Origin of the sequence: Burkholderia sp. BCC0097 (assembly GCF_902832985.1) — a bacterium.
Lineage (GTDB): Bacteria > Pseudomonadota > Gammaproteobacteria > Burkholderiales > Burkholderiaceae > Burkholderia > Burkholderia orbicola.
Genome location: NZ_CADFDM010000001.1, coordinates 305,542 through 329,663, shown reverse-complemented (window position 1 = coordinate 329,663; position 24,122 = coordinate 305,542). Strand labels below are relative to the sequence as shown.

Sequence of the window (24,122 nt, the reverse complement as noted above, 5' to 3'; positions counted from 1 at the left end):
GCGTAACGGGCAGTGCACTCGGCCCGGAAACCCAACCGTGCCGGCGCGACGAATCATTCGCGGCGGTGCGACCACAATGACCCAGGAGACAACCATGAAGAAACTCTCGGCTTCAGCGAGCCGGCTGGCGACGATCGGCATCGCGGTGGCGGCCGCCGTCGCGCTGAACCCCGGCCTCGTCGAAGCGGCCGCGGATTACCCGGCCGTGACCTACCAGCGCCTGACCGATGCACACGGCGACCCGGGCTGGCTGACCTACTACCGCACCTATGACGGCCGCTCGCATTCGCCGCTCAAGCAGATCGACACGTCGAACGCGAAGGATCTCAAGCAGGTGTGGGCGTACAAGTTCCCCGCCGACCTGAAGCAGGGCTTCGAGGCCACGCCGATCGTCAACGGCAACTATCTGTTCGTGACGACGCCGAAGGACAACGTCTACGCGTTCGATGCGAAGACCGGCAAGCAGCTGTGGAAATACGAGCCGAAGCTCGGCGCGGCCTCGTTCAAGACCGCGTGCTGCGACGTCGTCAACCGCGGCGTCGCGCTGTACGGCAAGAACGTCTACATCGCGATGCTGAACGGCGAAATCGCGGCGCTCGACGCGCAGACCGGCACGCTCGTGTGGAAGAAGCAGATGTTCGAGCCGGGCCTCGGCTACGCGTTCTCGCTCGCGCCGCTCGCGATCGACGGCGCGATCGTCGTCGGCACGTCCGGCGGCGAATACGGCATTCGCGGCTACATCGCCGCGCTGAATCCGGAGGACGGCTCGCAGGTCTGGAAACGCTACACGATCCCCGCCGCCGGCGAAAAGGGCGCGGAAACCTGGCCCGACGGCATGCAGAGCCATGGCGGCGGCGCCGCATGGCTCACCGGCACCTACGACGCCGCATCGCGCACGCTGTACTGGGGCGTCGGCAACCCCGGCCCGTGGCTCGCGGCGCTGCGCCCCGGCGACAACCTGTATTCCGACTCGCTGCTCGCGCTCGATGCGAAGAGCGGCAACCTGAAGTGGCACTACCAGTACACGAACAACGACACGTGGGACTACGACGGCGTGAACGCGGCCGTCCTCGCGGACATCAAGTACAAGGGCAAGGACTACGACGCGATCATCCACGCCGACCGCAACGGCTTCTTCCACGCGATCGACCGCACGACCGGCAAGCTGATCTACGCGACGCCGTTCGTGAAGGCGTTGTCGGTCACCGGCTACACGGAGGACGGCAAGCCGATCCAGGACGCGTCGAAGTTCCCGAAGGCCGGCACGACGATCGAAACGTGCCCGAGCTTCCTCGGCGGCAAGAACTGGTGGTCGATCTCGTACGACCAGGAACGCAACATCGCGGTCGTGCCGGCGCTGCATGCGTGCATGAGCCTGACCGGCAAGTCGGTCAGCTACATGGAAGGCCTGCCGTATCTCGGCGAAGGCTTCGAGATCAAGCCCGAACCGGGCAGCGAAGGCTACGGCGAACTGACGGCCATCGACGTGAACACCGGCAAGAAGCTGTGGAGCCACTGGTCGAAGAAGCCGTGGAACGGCGGCGTCGCGACCACCGCAAGCGGCCTCGCGTTCAGCGGCTCGCTCGACGGCCACCTGTACGCGTTCGACACGGCGACCGGCAAGGTGCTGTGGGAAAGCCCGCAACTGGCGAGCGGCATCATCTCGCAGCCGTCGGTGTACGAGGTCGACGGCAAGGAGTATGTCGCGGTGCTCGCCGGCTACGGCGGCGCGAACCCGATCTGGGGCGGCCCGATGGCCGACATCGCGAAGGACGTTCCGCGGGGCGGCACGCTCTACGTGTTCGCGCTCAACTGACCCGGCGCCACGCCCGAGTCGCGCCCGCATGCGCCCGATGCGGGCGCGACGCCCCACCCGCTTCAACCGGACACACGACCATGAATACTCGCCTCACTTCCGTTACCGTCGCCAGTCTGCTCGCCGTGGGCGTGGCGCTGACACCGGCAGCCGCGTCGGCCGGCGTGCGCGTCTGCACGCTGCCCGGCAGCCCCACCACGGCGCTCGATCGCTCCGTCGCGCGCGAAGTGTTCCGCACCGCGGGCATCGCCGCGACCTTCAGCAAACGCGGCGTCGACGACAACGGCGACGACGACGGCATCTCCGCCAGCGAGCTGACGAAATCGCTCGAACGCGACTGCGACGTGATCGCCGGCTTCCCACGTTCGGCGATCGCCGACGCGTCGGGATCGAAGATGACGTTCTCGCAGGGCTATCTGCGCTCCGGCTACGTCAGCGTGTCGCTGCGGGATGCGCCCGCGCCGCCCGGCGCGAAGGAAACGATCGCGGCCACCTACGGCAGCCCGTCGCAACTGATCGCCGCGCAGCAGACGAACGCCCGCTTCGACCTCGAGAACACGAGCGAGAAAACGATCGACGCGCTCGCCGCGGGCCGTGCGCAGCGCGCGATCGTCTGGTATCCGAGCGTCGTCGCGTACGAGCGTGCGCATCCGAAACAACGGTTCCAGGTGGCGGCGACGTCGTCGCCGTACTCCGACTGGCAACTGTCGTTCGCGTTCGGGCCGGGCAAGGACGCGCTGCAACAGCGCATCGACGCCACGCTGTCGCAACTGAGCGGCAACGGCCGCCTCGCGTCGCTCACGCGCGGCTGGACGCTTCCCGACGGCATCGCGCAAGCCGCCGCCACGCGCGTGCCCGGCCAGTTTCTCGACGGCGCGTTCGCGTCCGCGCAACGGCCCGGCTTCATCAAGGTGTCGACGAGCGAAGGCAGCGGCGTGCCGTCGTTCGACCAGGCTCAGGTGCAGCATGGCAAGAAGCTCTACGGCGATGCGTGCGCGAAATGCCACGGCGACCAGCTCGAGGGCAATACCGCGCCCGCGCTGAGCGGGGAATCGTTCGCGCCCGAAGGCAAGTCGCACATCACGGTCGGCGGCATCTTCCTGTACATGTCGAGCAACATGCCGGCCGATCGCCCCGGCAAGATGACCGCACAGGAATACGAGGATCTGATGGCGTTCCTGCTTTATTCGAACGGCTACGACGCGTCGAAGAGCAAGCTGACCGCCGAGATCGCCAACGCGTCGAAGGCGCCGCTGATCGCCGGGCCGCGCAAGTAACCGCTCCACCCTCCTTCGTTTCGATCCACCGTCGCGCCGGGCAGCTTGCCCGGCGCGCGGGCCGGGCTTTTTCCGTTCATTTCATTCAGGACCGCATCATGATCTCCCGTCATCGCAGAACCTTCTTCGTGCAGGCCGCCGGCCTGTGCGCCGCGCTCGCGGCCGGCACGCGCGCATTCGCCGCCGCACCGCCCGTCGACGAAAACGACGCGGCGGCGAAGACGCTCGGCTACCGCGCCAAGGCGACGACCGTCGACGCCGGCAAGTTCCCGAAGTACCAGGCCGGCCAGACGTGCTCGAACTGCCGCTTCTACAAGGCCGCCGCGGGCGAATCCTCCGGGACGTGCCCGATGTTCGCGGGCAAGACGGTTGCCGCGGAAGGCTGGTGCAACGTCTATGCCAAGCTCGCTTGACGCCGGGCCCGCTCGCGAACGCGACGGCGCGCCGTCGCCGTGTCGCGGCGCCCACGCCGACCGCGCCGCCCATCTGCATGCGCTGATCGCGCTGGGCATCGATCGCGGCTACGTGACGCACGGTGAAATCGCCGATGCGTTGCCCGACGACGCGGCCGACGGCACGCAGGCGGACGCCGCCGCGTCGATGCTGCGCGAGCTCGGCATCGACGTGCGCGAGCATGCCGGCGCGGATACCGCATGGACGCTCGACCGTCATTTCGCGCAAGTGACGGAAGTCGCGTCGCCGCTCGCCGACGCATCGACGCCGCTCGCGGCCGACGACCTGCTCGCGGGCCGGACCAACGATCCGATCCGGCTCTATCTGCGAGAAATGAGCGCGACGCCGCTGCTCGAACGCGACGAAGAGATCGCGCTCGCGCTGCGTCTGGAAAGCGGCCGCGCGGCGTGCATCGACGCGTTGAGCCGCGATCCGGCGGCACTCGCCGCCGTCGCGGCGATCGCGGAGGACATCCGTGCCGGCAAGGTGGCGGCGTCGGCTTACGTGACGGGGATCGCCGGCGATGCCGAATCGCCTGCAAGTACGCCGACGATGTTGCCCGACGATCCGGCCACCGAATCACCGGCGCCCAACGACGACGCCGACCTTTCCCTCGACAGCCCGGCGTGGCGCGATACGGTCGTCGATGCGCTCGAACGTGTCGGTGCGCTGGCACCCGCGATGCAGCGTGCATTGCATGCCGACGGTTTCGCGTCGGCCGCTTACCGGACACTGCTGCGCGAGGCTACCGCGTCGACCCGCCGCATCCGCTTCACCTCGCGCGCGATCGAACGGATCGGACAAGCGAACGGCGAGCGTGCGACTCGGGCGCGCACGTTCGAACAACGACTCGTCGATACGCTGGCCACCGCGGGCATACGTGCCGAATCCGCGCGCCACGACCTCTTCACGCCGTGCGACGACGTACGCGCATGGCTACACGCCTGCCGCGCCGCGCATCCCGACTGCGCCGCCGCGCTCGCTCGCCACGCGCCGGCGCTGATCGACGCGCGCAGCGCGCTCGCCCGTCTCGCCGGCGAGTCCGCATTGCCGCTCGACATCGCGATCGCGCTCGATGCGCGGCTCTCGCGTATCGAGCGGGCAATGCAACCCGCAAGAACGAAGCTGTTCCAGAGCAATCTGCGGCTCGTCGTGTCGGTCGCCAAACGCTATGCCGATCGAGGCCTGCCGTTCTCCGATCTGATCCAGGAAGGCAATATCGGCCTGATGAAGGCCGTCGATCGCTACGATCACCGGCGCGGCTTCAAATTCTCGACGTATGCGACGTGGTGGATCCGGCAGGCGATCACGCATGCGCTGGCCGATCTGGGCCGCACGATACGCGTTCCCGCGCATACGGTCGATACGCTGAACAAACTGTCGCGGCTCGCGCGACTCCACCGGCAACGCACCGGCGACGTCGCCGACGCGCGGGCGCTCTCCACGCAGATGCGGCTGCCGGTCGACAAGGTGCGCGAGCTGATGAGCATCGTGCGCGAGCCGATCTCCGCCGACCTGCCCGTTTCGCCCGATCACGACCTCACACTGTGCGACGTCACGATCGACCCCGATGCGCCGACGCCGGAAGAAGCCGCGAGCGCCGGTCAGTTGCGCACGGCGGTTGCCCAGCTGATCGACAGCCTCCCGGTACGCGAGGCATGGATTCTTCGCCTGAGATACGGCATCGACGTCGACAACGAATATTCGCTGCGCGAGATCGGCCGGCAACTGAACCTGTCGGCCGAGCGCGTTCGTCAGCTCGAGGTATCGGCGCTCGAACGCATCCGGCAATTCAGGCACGCACCGGCGCTGCGCTCGCTGCTCGCCTGACGCGGCCGTGCCGGACGATCATCTGCCGGCTCGCCCCAACTGCTCAGGACTGCAACACGACCTGCTGCATTTCTGAACGCCGCGCCGCATCGCGCCACCGTCCGCGATGCCGCCGGTCCGGCCGGAGCGGGCGCCACGCACCCGACTGTCGCGGCTTTCACCGCCGGCACGCACCGGTCGCGCAACTGGCACGCATGTTGCGTTTTCCCGAGCGCCGTCAGGAATCACATGAACGCATGGAGACACGCTTGTCCAAGATCGAATCGGTTCTTCACGAAACCCGTCAGTTCGCGCCGCCCGCGGCGCTCGAGAAGACGGCGACCATTTCCGGCATGCCGGCCTACCGCGCGCTCGTCGCCGAGGCCGAGCAAGATTACGAAGGCTTCTGGGCGCGTCTCGCGCGCGAAGGCCTCACGTGGCACAAGCCGTTCACCAAGGTGCTCGACGAGAGCAACGCGCCGTTCTACAAGTGGTTCGACGACGGCGAACTGAACGCGTCGTACAACTGCCTCGACCGCCACGTCGAAGCCGGCAACGGCGAGCGCGTCGCGGTGATCTTCGAGGCCGACGACGGCACCGTCACCCGCGTCACCTATGCGGACCTCCTCGCGCGCGTGTCGCGCTTCGCCAATGCGCTGAAGAAACGCGGCATCGGCAAGGGCGATCGCGTCGTCATCTATATTCCGATGTCGATCGAAGGCATCGTCGCGATGCAGGCTTGCGCGCGCATTGGCGCGACGCACTCGGTCGTGTTCGGCGGCTTCTCCGCGAAATCGCTGAACGAGCGGCTCGTCGACGTCGGCGCGGTCGCGCTGATCACCGCCGACGAGCAGGCGCGCGGCGGCAAGACGCTGCCGCTCAAGAGCATCGCCGACGAAGCGATCGCGCTGGGCGGCTGCGAAGCGGTCAAAAGCGTGATCGTCTATCGCCGCACCGGCGGCAAGATCGACTGGCATGCGGATCGCGACCTGTGGATGCACGAGCTCACGGACGGCGAGTCCGACACCTGCGAGCCGACCTGGGTCGGCGCCGAGCATCCGCTGTTCATCCTGTACACGTCGGGCTCGACCGGCAAGCCGAAGGGCGTGCAGCACAGCACGGGCGGCTACCTGCTGTGGGCCGCGCAGACGATGAAGTGGACCTTCGACTGGAAACCCGACGACGTGTTCTGGTGCACGGCCGACATCGGCTGGGTCACGGGCCACACGTACATCACCTACGGCCCCCTCGCGTGCGGCGGCACGCAGGTCGTGTTCGAAGGCGTGCCGACGTATCCGGACGCCGGCCGTTTCTGGAAGATGATCGGCGATCACAAGGTCACCGTGTTCTACACCGCACCGACCGCGATCCGTTCGCTGATCAAGGCCGCCGAAGCCGACGACAAGGTCCATCCGAAGAGCTATGACCTGTCGAGCCTGCGCATCATCGGCACGGTCGGCGAGCCGATCAACCCGGAAGCGTGGATGTGGTACCACAAGCACGTCGGCCACGAGCGCTGCCCGATCGTCGACACGTGGTGGCAGACCGAAACCGGCGGCCACATGATCACGCCGCTGCCGGGCGCGACGCCGACCGTGCCGGGCTCGTGCACGCTGCCGTTGCCGGGCATCACGGCTGCGGTGGTCGACGAGACGGGGCAGGACGTGCCGAACGGGCAAGGCGGCATTCTGGTCGTCAAGCGCCCGTGGCCCGCGATGATCCGCACGATCTGGGGTGACCCGGAGCGTTTCAAGAAGAGCTATTACCCGGAAGAACTCGGCGGCACGCTGTATCTGGCCGGCGACGGCACCGTGCGCGACAAGGAGACCGGCTACTTCACGATCATGGGCCGGATCGACGACGTGCTGAACGTGTCGGGCCACCGGCTGGGCACGATGGAGATCGAGTCGGCGCTGGTGTCGCATGAGCTGGTGGCCGAGGCGGCGGTGGTCGGCCGTCCGGACGACACGACCGGCGAAGCGGTGGTCGCCTTCGTGGTGCTGAAGCGCGCGCGTCCGGAAGGCGACGAAGCGGCGGCGCTCGCGAAGACGCTGCGCGACTGGGTGGGCAAGCAGATCGGACCGATCGCGAAGCCGAAGGACATCCGCTTCGGCGACAACCTGCCGAAGACCCGCTCGGGCAAGATCATGCGGCGCCTGCTGCGCTCGCTCGCGAAGGGCGAGGCGATCACGCAGGATACGTCCACGCTCGAGAATCCGGCCATCCTCGAACAGTTGAACCGCTCGATGTAACGCCGCCCGCCACGGCGGGTGGCTTGCTTCACCGCGGCGCCGCAGCACGGCCGCCTGCCCGCCTCTCACACCGGGCTCGCAGCCGCGTTGCAGCGCCGTCGACAAGCATCGCCGTGCGTTTCCCGACGGCACGGCATGCAGGCGGCTCGCAACGCTTCCGCCACTGCATTTTTAATTAGTCATGCGTATTACAACACTCACAAAACGGAGACAGACGATGAAGAACAGGACATGGACGATTTGCGCGGCGTTGCTCGGCGCGGCCGCCAGCACGAGCAGCTTCGCGCAGAGCAGCGTCACGCTGTACGGCGATCTCGACGCCGCATTGCTCTATACGAACCGCTCTCTCGATTCGGCCACCGGTGGCAATGGCGGCCGCCAGTTCGCGCTGACGGACACGGGCATGACGCCGACCAACTTCGGCATCACGGGCACCGAGGATCTCGGCGGCGGGCTGCACGCAAGATTCAAGCTGGAAAGCGGCTTCAACATCACGGACGGCGCGTTCGGCCATTCGAACGGCAACTTCTTCGGCCGCCAGGCGTGGGTCGGTATCGACGGCGGCTTCGGCGAAACCAAAGTCGGCCTGCAGTTCTCGCCGTTCGTGCTGGCGATCCTCGGATCGGACCCGCGCAACGTCTCGCATTTCGGTGCCGCGCTGGTGCCGTACGTCGACAACGTGCTCGTCACGGGCCTCTTCAATCCGAACGCGATTTCGTACACGAGCCCGACGATCGCCGGGCTGACGGCCAGCGCGATGTTCGGCTTCGGCGGAAAGGCCGGCGACTTCCAGGCGGGACGCCAATACTCGGGCAGCCTCACCTATGCGAACGGCGGCTTCATGCTCAACGCGGCGCTCTACGACGGCAACGGCGGCACGTCGCCGACGCCGGTTGCGAGCACGGTCGCGTTCGTCGGCCGCACGATCGGCGCCGCCTACACGTTCGGGCCGGTGACCGGCAAGGCGTCGTTCACCAGCTACAAGGTCGCCGGCTCGTTCAGCAACAACGTGTATAGCGCCGGCCTCGACTATCGCGTCACGCCGGCCCTCGACCTGAACACCGGCGCGTGGTACACGACCGACCGCAACGATTCGCACAATCATTCGCTGCTGGCCGCGATCGGCGCCGACTACAGCCTGTCGAAGCGAACCGGCCTGTATGCGCAGGTCGGCGTGGTCAACAACCACGGCGCGATGAATACCGGCCTCGGCATCACGGGCGGCGCATTGTACGGGCTGCCGGGCACGACGGTCGGCGTCAATGCCGGCATCCACCACGTGTTCTGACGCAGCGCCTGCGGACGGGCGGTCGCGACAGGCCGCCCGTCCGGCTCCACACCGCCGCGCAGCCGCCCCGAAAACATCGCGCAAACGTGACGCAAACGCGCCCTTTCCCGGCGCCGCTCCGGCCATTCGGCATGCCGATCTCGATGTTTACCCGACCTCAAGTCCGCGGCCGTGCGGCCGTCAAGTCAGTAACGCACGCCCAACATCCGCCGGGAACCCGGCGCGCATGCCCTCAAGGAGACCCACCAACGTGAACTTCTTCGGAATCGGCCGCCACCGCCGTTCGTCGCGCGCGCTCGTCGGCGACATCGCCGAGCAGGCCGGCAGGCTCGGCATCGAGATCTGCGACGTGTCGGGACACGTCGAGGAAGTCGCGGCCCGCGTCGCCCGGCAGGCGGAGGTGTGCCACACGCTGCGCGAATCGGCCGCCCTCACGCTGAGCGGCAACCACCGGATCGCCGAGGCCGCGCAGCAGGTGCGCGACGTCAGCGCCAATGCGTCGAATGCGGTCCGGCAGTCGCAGCAGACGATCGAGGCGTCGCTCGCCGACATTCACGGGCTCGTCGAGGGCGTCACCACGATCAGCGACCAGATGGGCGCGCTGCGCGACGCGCTCGACCACGTGCGGGCGGTCTCCGAGGAAATCTCCGTCATCGCGCGGCAGACGCACCTGCTCGCGCTGAACGCCGCGATCGAGGCCGCGCGCGCCGGCGAGTCGGGCCGCAGCTTCGCGGTCGTCGCGGCCGAGGTCAAGAACCTGTCCGCGAAGACCGGGCAGGCGACGGCCCAGATCGAGACGACGCTCGCGCGGCTCGCCGAGCAGACCGAGCACCTGCTCGCGGAAGGCACCGACAACGCCGCCCGCGCGCACCGCGTGCGCGAGGGCACGCGCACGATCGGCGAGGTCGTGCACGCGACCGGCCACGCGATCACCGAGCTGGCCGGCGAGGCCGAACAGATCGCATCGCTGACGGACGAGATCGAGGCGCAGTGCCACCGTCTCGACGAGCAGGTGGGCGAGATGGCGTCCGGCGTCGAGAACTCGGCCGACAATTTCTCGCAGGCCAAGGACCGGCTCGGCAATCTGCTCTCCGTCTCCGAGACGCTGATCGAGCTCACCGCCGCGACCGGCATCGAATCGCCCGACACGCGCCTGATCGACACCGCTAGAAGCACGGCCGCGGCGATCAGCAAATGCTTCGAGGAAGCGGTCGGTCGCGGTGACATCACGCTCGACGCACTCTTCGACACGCACTACGAACCGATTCCCGGCACCGACCCGCAGCAGTTCATGACGCGCTTCACGGCGTTTACCGATCGTGTGCTGCCCGCCATCCAGGAGCCGGTGCTCGACGTCGACGCACGCGTCGTCTATTGCGCAAGCTTCGACCGGCAATGCTACCTGCCGACCCACAACCGCAAGTTCTCGCTGCCTCAGCGTGCGGACGCCGCGTGGAATGCGGCGAATTGCCGGAATCGGCGGATCTACACGGACCGGACGGCGCGCATGTCCGTGGCGCATGACAAGCCGTTCCTGCTGCAGACCTATCGCCGCGACATGGGCAACGGCCAGTTCGTGCTGATGAAGGACGTGTCCGCGCCGATCGTCGTCGGCGGACGGCCATGGGGTGTGCTTCGGATCGGCTATACCGTCTGAACCGGCGCGGGCGGGCCGCGCGCGTTACTGCTCCAGCCCGACGCCCAACGGCCGCTGATCGCTGCGGCCGTGATCGTCGACCACCCGCACCGTGTAACTGCCGGCCGTGCGCGGCTGCCAGAACAGCGCATCGCCCGGCGTACTGCGGCCGACATACGCGTCGTTGACGAACCAGTACAGCGCATGCGCGCTCGCATCGGCGGTCGCGTTGAACGCGATGCGCGTTTCGTCGGTGCTTTTCACGCGCATCGCATACGTACTGCCGCGCAGCGGCGACGTGATGCGCGGCGGATCGCCTTCGACCTGCCCGGCATCGCGACAATCCGCATTCTGAGGCGGCCGTCGGCGCGGAATGCCGGCCTGCGCGAACACCTGCTGCAAGTCCGACGGCCAGAACTCGAAGACCTCCGTATGCGTGCGCTTGCCGTCGTACGGCGGGCACGCGGCTTTCCCGGTCGCGTCGTCGATCACGACGGGCCGGTGCACGGTGCTCACGCGAATCGGCGACGTGCCCGGAATGAACCACGTCCAGCCCTGCTGCGGGCACCATTCGTTCGGCAGATCGCCGCTCGCGAGACAAACCCGCACGCGTTTCAGGTTCGGCGGCACCGCGCGCGGCGGCTCGACGAGCACGCGTTCCGCACTCATCGCGTCGACGACCTGGAAGAACAGCGGCGCGGCCGCATCGACCCCGACGAACGCGGTATTGGTCGAATTGTCGAAATTGCCGACCCATACGACCAGCACGTACGGGCCGAACACGCCGGCCGTCCACGCATCGCGGAACGACCACGACGTGCCGGTCTTCCAGTAAACGGGCACGCTCGACGGCTGCGCGCCGCTCGTCTCGTCGGGGCGCAGGTGCTGGCGCAGCATGTCCATCGTCATGTAGCTCGCTTCGGCGCTCAGCAGGCGCCGGCCCGGCAGCGCCGGCTCGTCCGCGCGCAGCCGCAGCGGCCGGAACTCGCCGCGATTTGCGAGCATCGCATAGAGCGCCGCGAGATCCTGCATCGTCACCTCGCCGCCGCCGAGCACGAGCGCAAGCCCGTAGTGCTGCGCGCTCGCGAGCCGGCGCACGCCGGCGTCCTGCAGGAACCGGTACAGGTCCGGCGACTTGAGCTGCGACGCGACCCACACGGCCGGCACGTTGCGGCTTCGGTTCAGCGCGTCGGTCGCGGTGATCGGCCCGAGGAAATGACCGTCGAAATTCTCCGGCGCGTAAGGGCCGAACGACGTCGGCACGTCGCGCAGCACGGTCTGCGGATGCAGCACGCCCTGGTCGAAGCCGAGCGCATAGATGAACGGCTTGAGCGTCGAGCCCGGCGAGCGCCGCGCGAGCGTGCCGTTCACCTGCCCGTCGATCGTCCGGTCGAAGAAGTTCGCGGAGCCGACCAGCGCCTTCACGCCCATGTCGCGCGTATCGACGAGGATGGCCGCCGCGTTGCGCACGCCCCGCGTATCGTTGCGCGCGACATAGCGTGAAATCTGCCGTTCGAGCGTGCGTTGCAGATCGAGATCGAGCGTCGTCGCGAGCCGCGCGCCGCCCTCACTGCCGTCATCGCGATTGCCATCGGCCGCCGTGGCGCCCGACGTCGTGCGCCACGCGCTGCGCGCGGCGAGCGCCTGGCCGACCGCGTGCGGCGCATCGAAGGGCAGCGCGGACAGCGGCCGCATCGCCAGCGGCAGCGCGAACAACGGCGCGAGCGACGCATCGCCCGGGTGCTTCGTCAGCCAGCGCGCATACAGCCGGTTGCGCGACGCGGCCAGCGCGCGGTTGATCGCGTCCTGCCCGCCGCGCACGCGCCGCGCCGGGTCCTGCGGAATCACCGCGAGCGCGAGCGCCTCGGGCAGCGTCAGCGCGTCCGGCATCCGGTCGAAATAGACGACGCTCGCGGTGCCCGCGCCTTCGACGTTGCGGCCGTACGGCGCGTCGTTCAGATACGCTTCGAGAATCTGCCGCTTCGAGTAGAACAGTTCGAGCTGCACCGCGCGCGCGACCTGCTCGAGCTTGCCGGCCGGTGTGCGCGTGTTCAGCTTCCACAGCGAGCGCGCGAGCTGCATCGTCAACGTCGAGCCGCCCTGCGGATTGCCGCCGCGCACGTAGGTGATCCACGCGCCGCGCAAGAGCCCGTACGGATTGAAACCCGGATGCCACCGGAACCAGCGGTCCTCGTGCAGCATCACGGCTTCGACGAGCTGCGGCGACATCCGGTCGAGCGGCACCCACAGCCGGTAGCGGTCGTCCTTCGCGAGCGTCAGGCGCAGCAGCCGGCCCCGCGCGTCGGTCACCGCGACCGACGACGGTTTCCAGTCGCGCAGCGGCGGATGCGGCCACAGCCGGCACGCGGCCAGCGCGCCGAACACGAGCGACGCGCCCGCGAGCCAGTTCTGCCAGCGATGCAGCCAGCGGCCAGCGCCGTGCAGCGCGCGCCGGAGCAGGGATGCGTCACGCACGCGCGGTCGCTCCTGGCGACGTGCGCGACGTGCAACACGAATAAAAACGCCTCGTCATCGCACGCGCTCTACCGTCAGCGCCGTGCCGCCCGGCGCCTGCGCCTGCACGCGGCGGTCGTACATCGATTCGCCGTAGGCCGGCGGCGCAACGAAGCGGCCCGCGTTGCTCGCCTTGATCCGGTAGACGAACTCGCGCACGTCGGTCGTCGCGGTACCGTAGATCACCACGCGATCCTCTCGGATATCCGCGAACTGCGGCTGCCACGTCGAGCCCTTCACGCCGATCGGCGAATGCCACGGCGCATCGGCCGCCGGCGCCGACGCACTGCCGTCGCCGCCGTCCTGCGCGTCGGTCGCGGGCGGCGGCGCGATCACCGGATCGAAGCCGCCCGGCAGCAGGTCGACGATCGCGACGTTGCCGACGTTCGCCGAACCGGTCGCGCGGATCTTCAGGTGCACGTCGATCTCCTGGCCGAGCGCGATCCTCGCGAGCGGCTTGCCGTCCGTGTCGGTGTAGTCGCGCACGATCTCCAGCCCGTTCCTGATCGCCTTCGTCGACGTGCCGCGGTCGTAGCCCGACTGGCTCGCGACCCACCACGCCGGCAACGTGCTGCCGTTCACGAAGTCGACCCGCGATGCGCCGGCCGCCCACGTACCCGAGCGCACCAGGTTCGCCTGGATCGACGACACGTCCTTCGGCGCGGCGCCCGCCCGCACCTCGTTGATCGCGAGCTGGTCGAGCTGGCCCGCGTTCGATGCCGCGTACGCGTCGAGCGCGAGAATCGTCATCGCCGACGACAGCGTGTTGTAGCGGTTGTCGACGAGCGGCGCGGCGAGGTTGTCCACCGCGCGCGGCGACAGCTTGCGCACGCGCTCCGGGAAGTGCTTCGCGAGCAGGTACAGCACGCTCGCGTCGCGCGTCAGCGGGTCGATGTAGTAGCCGGCCGAATAGTCGCCGTCGGACGCGCGCTTGCGTTCGAGCAACGTCTGCGGCCCGGCAATCAGCGCGGCGGCCTCCTTGTCCTGCTTGAGCAACTGATACGACGCGGCGAGCCACGCGGCCGCGAGATCGTTGTTCCAGTCGTTCGGATAGGCCGCCTGCAGCCGCTTCTGCACGGCCGCGAGGCTGTTGGTCGTCACGTTGCCCTGGCGCGTGAGCAGATACACCGCGTATGCGCGCTGACGCAACAGGTCGAGCGAGCCGAGCGAATCGTTCGCGGCGAGCCGCTGCAAGTACGCGTTGCCCGCGTCGAGCATGTCCTTCGGCACCGCGACGCCACGGTCGCGCGCGTCGAGCAGCACGTGCATCGCATACGCGGACACGAACGGATCGGCATCGGGCGTCGCGCTCCACAGGCCGAAGCCGCCCTGCGCGTTCTGCCGGCTGCGCAGCACGCCGAGGAACTGCGCGATCGCGCTCGCGTTCGCCGCATCGGCGCCGCTGCCGGCTTCGGGCGCGTGCATCGCGCTCGTCAGCGCGCGCACCGACAGCCATTTCGCCGCGAACATGCGCGGCACGGCCGCGCTCACCATCTGCTCGCTGCAGGCGTGCTCGAAGTTGACGAGATACGACGACAGCCCCTCGGACAGCACCAGCGGTGCGGTCGAGATGCTCGCGTCGCGCGACGCATACGCGTCGTACATCGACCGCAGGTTCGGCACGCTCGCCTTCTTGCCCGGGTCGAGCCGCGCGATGTCGAGCTGCGTGCGGAACGCGGCGGCCGGCCGCACCGACACGTCGACCCGCTGCTGCGCGCCCTTCGCGCCGTAGCGCGCGCCGAACGAGAGCGCGCCCGAGCCGAGCGTATCGGTGGCCTTCACGCGGAACAGCGCGACGCCTTCGTGCTGCGGCGCGAGCGCGACGTTCTGCGTCGCCGGACCGATCACTTGCAGTTGCGGGCCCGTCTTCAGCGTGACCGCGACCGGCACCGGCTGGTTGCCGACGCCCGTCAGGTTGTTCGCGACACCGACGCTGACGTCGGCCTCGTCGCCCGGCGCGAGCGTCGTCGGCACGTTCGGCGACAGCACGAAATCGCCGCGCACCGTCGTCGCGCCTTCGAACGTGCCGACAAGATCCGGCGACACCGACACGGCCATTACACGCAGCTTCCCGTTGAAGTAGTCGGGCACCGTGTAGCTCAGGCGCGTGTCGCCGTTCACGTCGACGATCCCCGACCAGTAGACGACCGGCTTGTCGCGCTTGCGCTTGAACGGGTTCAGCTGGCGGCCGATCGCGTCGTCGGCGTCGCCGCCGGGCGCGGCCATCGCCATCAGCTTCTCGAAGTCCGGCAGGATCAGGTCGAGGATCTGCGACGTGCCGACTTCGAGCATCCGCTTGCGGAAGAAGAACTTCAGCGGATTGCCGAGCTTGTAGCGGGCGACCTGCAGGATGCCCTCGTCGACCGCGAACACGACGACCTTCGCGGGCTTCGCCGAATGCACGGTGAAGTTGACGGTGTCGCCGGGCTTCACGAGCGCCGGCGCATCGACGCTCACCGCGTTGCGGCGCGCATCGAGGTTCACCGAGAACGGCACGACGCCGTAGCTCAGCGGGCTCATGAAGATCTCGTCCGACGACGGATCGCGGATGTACTGGACGTTGATGTAGCCGTTGCCTTCGAAGCCGGCCGGCACCGTGATGTGCTGGATGGAACTCGTCGTGTCCGCATGGAACCACGCATGCGCATACACCTTGTCGCGCTCGATCGTGATCAGGCCGCTGCCCGCATAAGGCGCGCGGATCGCGATTTCCACCTGCTCGCCCGGCTTGAAGTCGTGCTTCGCGAGGCTCACCTGCAGCTCCGCGTTGCGGTCGAGCGAACGCGTGACGTTCGCGGCGCCCGTGACCGAATACTCGATCCGGTTCACCGCCGCGCCATCCGCGCGGCGGATCACGAGCGCATAGCTGCCCGGCTTGTCGGTGCGCAGTGCGTAGTCGAGCCCGGCTGCCGGAATCGACAGCGGCTTCTCGTCGACCGGCACTTCCTTCAGCCGCGAATCGTATTTGTACGCGCCGGAATCCTGCTTGGTCAGCACCGACACGTAACGCTGCTCGACGAGTTGCGCGCGCAGGTCCTTCACGTCGATCGCCTTCGCGCCGGGGTCGATCGCGACGAGCCGCACCGTGCGCGGGCTGGCGCGCTTCACGTAGCCGAGATCGTCGACCGACTTGTAGCCGACGAGCCAGTCGTTGTTCGACACGAGCGTCTGCGCGTTCGCGGCGACGTTGCGCCCGCCTTCCGCTTGGTACGCCTTCGCCTGGAAGTAGAGCTGGTAGGTCGCGTCCGCGTACTTGTCGAGATCGAGATCGAATTCGGCGTGGCCCTTGTCGTCGGTCGTGCCGTCCTGCAGCGCGGTCGTATAGCCCTCTTTCGCGCGGCGTGCGTCGAAGAAGTGATAACCCTGCCAGCTGCGGAACGACGGCCACACGGGGCGCAGCGTCAGCGTGGCCGCCACGCGGCGCTTCTCGGCCGGCGTGCCGAACAGGTTCTGCGCATCGACGAGGCCCTTCAGCCCCTTCGGCTTCACCCACCCTTCGACGACCTGCTGCGACAGCTTCGCGTCGACCTTCATCCGGTCGGGCAGAAACTCCTTCACCTGCACCGTCGTGCTGCCGATCGGCTCGGCGCCCGGCTGGCCGTCCTTGACGATATACAGGTTGACGGTCCACGTGCCGGTCGGCGCCGTTTCGGCGGTCGTATAGCCGAGCTCGGTGAAGCCCGTCGCATCGACGGTCACCGGCTTGCGCTCGACAGTGATGCCGCGCGGGTCGACGATCTCCGCCTGCAGCGGCACGCCGGCCGGGCTGCGCGCCCAGCTGGCCGCGCGCACGATCAGGCCGATGTGGAACGGATCGCCGGGCCGGTACAGCCCGCGATCCGAGAACAGGTACGCGGACAGTTGCCCCTGGCCCGTCGCATTGCGTTCACCGTCGACGTCGAAGCGCGAGAAGTCGAGCTGACGGTCGCGGCCGGCCACCGGCAGGAACGACAGGTCGGTGTCCTTCTTCACGACGTACAGTTGCGGCCGCTTCTCGCGGTCGAGCCCCTTGAACGCGGGGAAATGCACGACGCCGTCGGCGCTGGTGGTCTGCGTAAACAGCGCCTGGCCGTTCACCGCGAGCACCGATACGGTTGCGCCCGCAACCGGCTTGCCCGACCGGATCGACTGGACGAACACGTCCTGGCTGCCGTCCAGCGCCTTCTTGACCAGCATCCCGAGATCGGTCACGACGATCAGGCGGGTGTCGCCGAGCGCGTTGTCGCCGTCGTCGCCGTTGCCGCTGCTGTCGCCGGAATCGGCGTTGTCGGACTGATCCTGGCTGCCGTCATCCGATGCAGAATCGCTGCCCTTCGCGTCGTCGGTTTTCTTCTTCTCGGCCGCCGGATCGTACTTCGACAGATGCAGCAGGAACACGCCGCGCTTGCCGTCCTTCAGGTACTGGCCGAGGTCGATGCCTTCGTAATGTGCACGGCCGGGATCGCCGGCCGGGAATGCGCGGGTCTGCACGAAGCGCTCGACGATGTGATCCTCGCTGAACGAATACGACAGCTCGGGCCGCGCGTACGTGCCGTTGTTGAAGCTCACGAGATGCTGGATCTGGTCGGGCAGCACACGGCCGATCTCGACCTTCATGCCCGGCAGGTTGCGCGACACGACCGAGAGCCGCTTGCTGCCGCTCATCGACAGCAGCGAGCCATCGGCCATGAAGCGTAGAAGCTTCGGATAATCGGGTACCGTGAACGCGGTCGTCGCCGCCTCGGCGAGCAGGTAGCCGCCCGCCGATTTCAGGTTGCCCTCGATTCGCACGACGATGCGATCGCCCGGCGTCGCGTGATACTTGAAGCTTTGCAGCGTAGCGTAGTCGTTCTCGGTCGGCACCGCTTCGAGCGGCAGCGGCTTCGACTGCTTCAACACCGCGTCGCTGATGTCGGTCAGGCTCCATTCGTACGGCGGCTCGTCGTCCGACTGATCGACGCCCGGCTTGCGCTTGGGCAACACCCACGCCTTCGCGCGCGCGGCCAGCTCGGCGCTGCGCACGCCGTCGGACGCTTCGGCGACGAGCACCTGCTCGGGCTCGTATCGCTCGTTGTCGACGAGCGTCGGCGCGATATTGCCGATCGTCAGGCTGTACAGCCCCGGCACGCCGACCGATGCGTGCAGCACATCCGGCGTGCCGTTGCCGCCGCGCGCGCTCTTCACGCCCTTGTCGACGTCGAGCCGCACCGCGAGCGGATCGCGCGGAATCTCGAGCGGCTGCGAGTGGACCCACGCGCTCGTCTTCATCTTGTCGTAGTTGACCGTGTAGCGCAGCGGCGACACGGTCTTGCCGTCGCGGCCGACCAGCACGAGGCCGATGCGCTTCTCGAACTCGGCCGGATCGACCGGGTAGTTGAAGCGCAACTGCAGCAGCGCCTGCTTCTCCGCCGGATTGTCGGGGTTCTGGTAGAACTGGTTGTCGCCGAACGTCGCGGCGAACGCCGGCACGTCGAACGCGAAACGGTCGTCGTGCATCGTCACCTGCGGCGCGAACACGCGATGCACGGCGAAGCGCACCTCGACGTGCGCGCCGACCGGCCAGTCGGCCGCCGGCGTGAAGCGCAGCGTCTTGTCGTCGGCCCACTCCCACGCGCCCTTCAACGCAGGCGTCATCTCGATGCCGTCACCGGCCGGCTTGCCGACCTGCTCGATCGGCGCGGCCGATCGAGAGAACGCCACTTCGAGCGGATGCACGGTGATCTTCGGCTTGTCGGTATCGTCGACCTCGTAGGTCGTGATCGCCGGCGCCTTCACGGTGAAGCCGACGGTTTCGGGCTCGGGCGGCTTCGGGCGATGCTTGAACCAGTAGCCGCCGTAACCGAGCGCGGCCGCGAGCAGCACGAGGCCGCCGGCATGCCACGGGCGGCGGCGCACGGCCGCGACGGTGACGCCCATCCACGCGGGCGCCGTCCACGACACGTCGCCGACCAGCGGCCGCAACGCACAGCCGAGCAGCCACCAGACGAAGCCCGCCACGCGAATCGGCAGGAGCAGCAGGAAGCGCAGCAAATCCATTTTGTTATTTCCTTGTCAAGGACATGCTGCCCCAGCGGCAACCTTCCCCGAATCGTTATGGGTCTGTGACGGCGCGGCCCGGTTGCGCCGTGAATACTTGGTATGTTCGACCGGATGCTGGGCGTCATTATCGATCAGACCCGAAACGATGGAAACAGCGGTGTGCCGACGCGCAACGCCGGCCGACGACCGGCCGGTCGGGCGAATTTCGGCCGGCGTGCAGGCCGCCGATCGACCTCTGCACACGCTCGCGCGGCGTTCGCTAGAATGCGCGGCTCGGCACGATCGAATCGAAATGAAAGGAAACCGCTTGAAACTCCCGTTCGAATGGCAGATCGGGCTGCGCTACGCGCGCGGCGGCCGGCGCTCGGCCGGCGACGGCTTCGTGTCGTTCACCGCCGGCGCCGCGATGGCCGGCATCGCGCTCGGCGTGGCCGCGCTGATCGTCGTGCTGTCGGTGATGAACGGCTTTCGCACCGAGGTGCGCGACCGGATGCTGTCGGTGCTCGCGCACGTGGAAATCTTCTCGCCGTCCGGCGCGATGCCCGACTGGCGACTGACCGCGCACGAATCGCTACAGAATGCGGCGGTACGCGCCGTCGCGCCCTATGTCGACGCGCAGGCGCTGCTGACGAACGCGGGCAACGTGACGGGCGTCGCGCTGCGCGGCATCGATCCGGTGCTCGAGCCGCGCGTGTCCGAGATCGCGCGCAAGCTGAAGACCGGGCGCCTCGACGCGCTCGTGCCGGGCGAGATGGGGATTGTGCTCGGCGCCGCACTTGCGGACGCGCTTCACGTGAAGATCGGCGACCGCATCACGTTCTTCGCGCCCGGCAACACCGCGCGCCTGGGCGACGCGCTGCCGCGGTTCCGCCAGTTCAACGTGGTCGGCACGTTCGAGTCGGGCCACTACCAGTACGACAGCGCGCTCGCGTACATCCATATCCGCGACGCGCAGCAACTGTCCAACGTGAACGCGCCGACCGGCATCCGGCTGCGCATCGACGATCTGCAGCGCGCGCCGGAAATCGCGCTCGCGCTGTCGCGCACGCTGTCGGGCAACCTCTACATCCGCGACTGGACGCGGCAGAACCGCACGTGGTTCGAAGCCGAGCGGCTGCAGAAACGCATGCTGTCGCTGATCCTGATGCTGATCGTCGCGGTCGCCGCGTTCAACCTCGTGTCGTCGCTCGTGATGACGGTCACGCAAAAGCAGGGCGACATCGCGATCCTGCGCACGCTCGGCGCGCCGCCCCGCTCGATCATGAAGATCTTCGCGATCCAGGGGATGACGATCGGGCTCACCGGCACGCTGGCGGGCGTCGCGCTCGGCTGCGCGATCGCGGTGAGCATCCCGGTGGTGCTGCCGGCGGTCGAGCAGTTGCTCGGCATCCGCTTCCTGACGCCGTCCGTGTATTTCCTCAGCGCGTTGCCGTCGAAGCTGTCGGCGCTCGACGTGATCGAGATCGCGTCGGCCGCGTTCCTGATGTCGTGCGTCGCGACGCTGTACCCGAGCTGGCGCGCCGCGCGGGTGCGGCCGGCCGAGGCGCTGCGCGACGAATAGGTGCGAGCGGCGCGATCTGCTCGATTGGCGCGGCGTTACGCGATCTCGTGGAAGCCGACGCTGTTGCCGCCGTCCGGCGTGTAGCCGGCGAGCACGTCGAAGCCGACGTTGACGAGTTCCGTGCGCATGCCGTAGGACTTGTTGCCGGACGCGTCGACGAAGATCGCCGCGCCCGACGACAACTGCCGCGCGGTGTTCAGCAGCGTCAGCGTGCCGCGCGCCGTGCCGGCCGACGGCTCGATCGTCAGCGTCGTGCCGTCCTGCGTGGTGAAGTGCCCGCCGGGCGCCACGGGCGGCGGGTTCTCCTCGACCGACCGGTTGAGCAGGCTCATGAAGTGAAAGCGCGCATCGGCGGCCTGGCTCGCCGCCGCGCGATCGCTGTCCGTGAACGTGTCGCCGCGCACGACCGCACCCTGCGCGGCGATATCGACGGCCTGCTCGTGAAAATCGCGCGTCGCGAGCACGAGGCCGGCATTCGAATTCAGCGTCGATTCGACCCATGCGCGATCGCTGTCCGTCATCGTCTTCGACACGACCTTGATCCTGCCGGCGTCGGTCGCGAAGTCGAACTGCGCATCGGCCAGATCCGGGCGCTTCGCGACGATGTCCTGCAGGCTCGTCGCGAGCGCGTCGGTCACGCCGCGCAGCTTCATCGACAGATCGCCCACCATCGACAACTGTTTCGTCATCGCCGCCTGCTGCGCTTGCGGATCGATTGCCCGGATGCTGATCGATTCGTCTTGCGGTGCGCCGGACGGCTTCGCGTCCGTCGTCTGGCGCCCGTCGAGCGCCGCCTGCGCCATTTGCGCGAGCGTAAGGCCGCCCGCTGCCGTGACCGTAATCGTCATTGCCCTCTCTCTCGTTTTAAACGTGCTTTTCATTGTTTACGGACGGATTGCCGGGAAGTTGAGCGCGCATGCCGCATACATACCAAAACTTTGTTTGACTCAGGCTAAAAAAGTTTGACACGGACATTTCACTGAGATAACTTTTGCGCAAGCTTCCGGAAAGCAATCCGGCCAGCGTGCCGACTCGCGTCGCGCTTTCCTGCCGTTGCAGCACCGCCGTTCGCAACACTCCCGCCTCATCGCATCGCGCCGTTCCGTTTCATCCGAAACCTGAAGGAAGCCCGGGCATGCCCGCATTTGATTCGCAGTCCTGCATTCGCAGTGAACCGCCGCATTGACGATTTCCGTTCGGGGCGACGCGCTCGCCTCGACGCCGGCCGGATGCGCGCCGCCTGACGCGCGCCGGCACCGGGCGAGACGCTCATCCATCTCGCCCGCCGTTTTTGATGGTGCAGTTCCGCTTCATCCGGCGCAGCACCCGGCCAGGCCGCAGGGGGCGTATCGCGAGCCGGCCGGTTCCAGACAAACACAAGAGACGAGGTCGATTCAATGAACATTCATCGAACCGGAGTGCGGCGCGCATGGCTGCCCGCGCTCGTGGCGGCCGCGACGCTCGCCGCGTGCGGCGGCGACGACGGCGGCAGCGTGGCGGGCGTGTCAGCCCTCGCGCAGGGCCAACAGGAGGGGGCCGCCGCCGCGGCCGACACAGCCAGTGCGCAATCGCTCGCGTCGCGCTTTTCGCCGTCCGGCGTGCCGTACGCGAACCCGGCGAGCGGCGGACGCTACAAGCCGGTGATCAGCAACGGCCAGGTGCAGCCATCGCTGTCGGGCGGCACGATCGAGGAAAACGCGTGGGTCGACACGCCGGTCGATTCCGACGGCGACGGCACGCGCGACCGCATTCACGTACGCATCGTGCGGCCGTCCGAAACGGCGAACGGCGCGCGCACCCCCGTCATCGTGCTCGCGAGCCCGTATTACGCGGGGCTCGCCGACAGCCCCGACCACGACGTCGACGTCGAACTCGACGGCACGCCGCATCCGGCCGCGACCGCCGGTACCGCGGCATCGGCGTCCACCCGCATCCTGGCCGCCGCGCCGCAATCGCGGATGCTGCAGCAGGTCGAGGCCGCCGCCGCCGGCCGCTCGTGGATCGAAAGCTACTTCGTGCCGCGCGGCTTCACGATCGTCTACGCGGATTCGCTCGGCACCGCCGGCTCGGACGGCTGCCCGACGATCCTGACGCGCGACGAATCGGTGGCGATGGCGTCGGTGATCCGCTGGCTCGGCCGCGACGCGACCGCGAAGGACGCGAACGGCAAGACGGTCGTCGCGAACTGGTCGACCGGCCACGTCGGCATGTACGGGGTGTCGTACGACGGCACGCTGCCGAAGATGGTCGCGAGCCTGCGCACGCGCGGGCTCGACGCGATCGTGCCGATCGCCGGGCTGTCGAACATGTACGGCTACTACCGCTCGGGCGGCCTCGTGCGTGCGCCGGAAGGCTATCAGGGCGAGGATGTCGACGTGTACATCAAGGCGCTGCTGACCAACGCGCATCCGGAGCGCTGCACGCACCTGATCGACGAAGCGCTGCAACAGGAAGACCGCAAGACCGGCGACTATTCGCCGTTCTGGGCCGCGCGCGACATTCCGACCGCGTTCGCGGTCGCGCCGGCGCTCGTCGCGCAGGGCCTCACCGACGACAACGTGCGCGTCGACCAGTCGACGTCGTGGTATCTGGCGATGCGACGCCAGGGCGTGCCGACCCAGCTGTGGCTGCATCGCCTGAAGCACACCGATCCGACCCGCGTGCCGGGAATGGCCGACGCGTGGACCGCGGAGGTGAACCGCTGGTTCACGCGCTACCTGATCGGCTTCGACAACGGCGTCGAGCAGGATCCGCGCGCGGTGGTCGCGCAGGCGGACGGCACGCTGCTCAAGGAAGCCGACTGGGCCGCGCGTCATGCGACGCCGGTCACGTACTTCGCGGGCGGCGACGGCGCGAGCACCGGCACGCTGCTGCGGCTGCCGAGCGGCGGCCCGCTCGCGCGCTTCACCGACGATGCGCGCATTCCCGCGCTCACGCTGGCAAACACGGCGACCGGCGAAAACCGCAGCCGCTTCGAGACGGCCCCGCTGACGGCCGCGGCACGCCTGTCCGGCGCCGCGACCGCACGCGTCAGGCTGACCTTCACGGGCGTCGCGAACGTGACGGCCTTGCTGGTCGACCGCGCGCCGGACGGCACGGCGACGATCGTCACGCGTGCGTGGACCGACCCGCGCAACCGGCTGTCCGAGTGGGTGTCGCAACCGGTGCTGCCCGGCATGCCGTACGACCTGAAGCTGACCTTCATGCCGCGCGACTACAAGCTGGAAGCCGGCCACCGGCTGGGGCTCGTCGTCCTCTCCAGCGACTACGAAGCGACGCTGCGGCCGACGCCGGGCACGGGCCTGACGCTCGATCCGGCCGGCACGTCGGTGACGGTGCCGCTGGTGTCGCCGTCGGCGGGCGCGTGATCCTGCGCCGGCTGCCGGCATAACGGCGGCGCCGCCCCCGCCTGCATGCCCGTCGATGCGGGCGGGGGATCGCTGGATGAAGGAAGAGTCAGGCCGATCGTCGGGAAATCGTGCTGAGCGACGAGCACGT

The 24,122-nt window shown here is 68.4% G+C and carries 12 protein-coding genes; 9 read left to right on the top strand and 3 right to left on the bottom strand.

Features of this window, described 5'->3' with window-relative positions; genetic code table 11:
* Positions 1-94: 94 nt before the first annotated feature.
* The 7 genes from HWX07_RS01380 to HWX07_RS01350 all read left to right on the top strand — a co-directional run bounded on the left by HWX07_RS01380 (position 95) and on the right by HWX07_RS01350 (position 10,552).
* A complete protein-coding gene (locus HWX07_RS01380) occupies positions 95-1,816 on the top strand; it encodes a methanol/ethanol family PQQ-dependent dehydrogenase (protein ID WP_012339494.1) in 1,722 nt (573 codons plus the stop codon).
* Positions 1,817-1,896: 80 nt separating this feature from the next.
* On the top strand, positions 1,897-3,093 hold the full coding sequence (locus HWX07_RS01375; protein ID WP_175874897.1) for a c-type cytochrome: 1,197 nt from the start codon (positions 1,897-1,899) through the stop codon (positions 3,091-3,093).
* Between the two features lie 98 nt (positions 3,094-3,191).
* Positions 3,192-3,506 (top strand): high-potential iron-sulfur protein, encoded by a 315-nt coding sequence (locus tag HWX07_RS01370; RefSeq protein ID WP_011547057.1) that lies wholly within the window; start codon positions 3,192-3,194, stop codon positions 3,504-3,506.
* A complete protein-coding gene (locus HWX07_RS01365; protein ID WP_175874896.1) occupies positions 3,490-5,376 on the top strand; it encodes a sigma-70 family RNA polymerase sigma factor in 1,887 nt (628 codons plus the stop codon). Before HWX07_RS01370 ends, HWX07_RS01365 begins: the two co-directional genes overlap by 17 nt.
* A 248-nt stretch (positions 5,377-5,624) precedes the next feature.
* Positions 5,625-7,607, top strand: coding sequence for an acetate--CoA ligase (acs, locus tag HWX07_RS01360; protein WP_175874895.1), 1,983 nt, complete (start codon positions 5,625-5,627; stop codon positions 7,605-7,607).
* 217 nt (positions 7,608-7,824) lie between these two features.
* Positions 7,825-8,895: a porin gene (locus tag HWX07_RS01355; RefSeq protein WP_175874894.1), complete on the top strand. Its 1,071-nt coding sequence runs from the start codon at positions 7,825-7,827 to the stop codon at positions 8,893-8,895.
* 250 nt (positions 8,896-9,145) lie between these two features.
* On the top strand, positions 9,146-10,552 hold the full coding sequence (locus HWX07_RS01350; RefSeq protein ID WP_175874893.1) for a methyl-accepting chemotaxis protein: 1,407 nt from the start codon (positions 9,146-9,148) through the stop codon (positions 10,550-10,552).
* 24 nt (positions 10,553-10,576) lie between these two features.
* Here HWX07_RS01350 and pbpC read toward each other — a convergent pair whose 3' ends face one another.
* Complete coding sequence (pbpC, locus tag HWX07_RS01345) at positions 10,577-13,006, bottom strand: penicillin-binding protein 1C (RefSeq protein ID WP_175874892.1); 2,430 nt, start codon at positions 13,004-13,006, stop codon at positions 10,577-10,579.
* A gap of 54 nt (positions 13,007-13,060) precedes the next feature.
* Positions 13,061-19,060: an alpha-2-macroglobulin gene (locus HWX07_RS01340; RefSeq protein ID WP_175874891.1), complete on the bottom strand. Its 6,000-nt coding sequence runs from the start codon at positions 19,058-19,060 to the stop codon at positions 13,061-13,063.
* Positions 19,061-19,355: 295 nt separating this feature from the next.
* On the opposite strand from HWX07_RS01340, the gene HWX07_RS01335 reads away from it, so the two are divergent.
* A complete protein-coding gene (locus tag HWX07_RS01335; protein ID WP_175874890.1) occupies positions 19,356-20,624 on the top strand; it encodes a lipoprotein-releasing ABC transporter permease subunit in 1,269 nt (422 codons plus the stop codon).
* A gap of 35 nt (positions 20,625-20,659) precedes the next feature.
* Here the strand turns inward: HWX07_RS01335 and HWX07_RS01330 are convergent, their stop codons facing one another.
* Complete coding sequence (locus HWX07_RS01330) at positions 20,660-21,472, bottom strand: hypothetical protein (RefSeq protein ID WP_244129905.1); 813 nt, start codon at positions 21,470-21,472, stop codon at positions 20,660-20,662.
* Positions 21,473-22,021: 549 nt separating this feature from the next.
* On the opposite strand from HWX07_RS01330, the gene HWX07_RS01325 reads away from it, so the two are divergent.
* Positions 22,022-23,992, top strand: coding sequence for a Xaa-Pro dipeptidyl-peptidase (locus tag HWX07_RS01325; protein WP_175874887.1), 1,971 nt, complete (start codon positions 22,022-22,024; stop codon positions 23,990-23,992).
* The last annotated feature ends 130 nt before the right edge of the window (positions 23,993-24,122 follow it).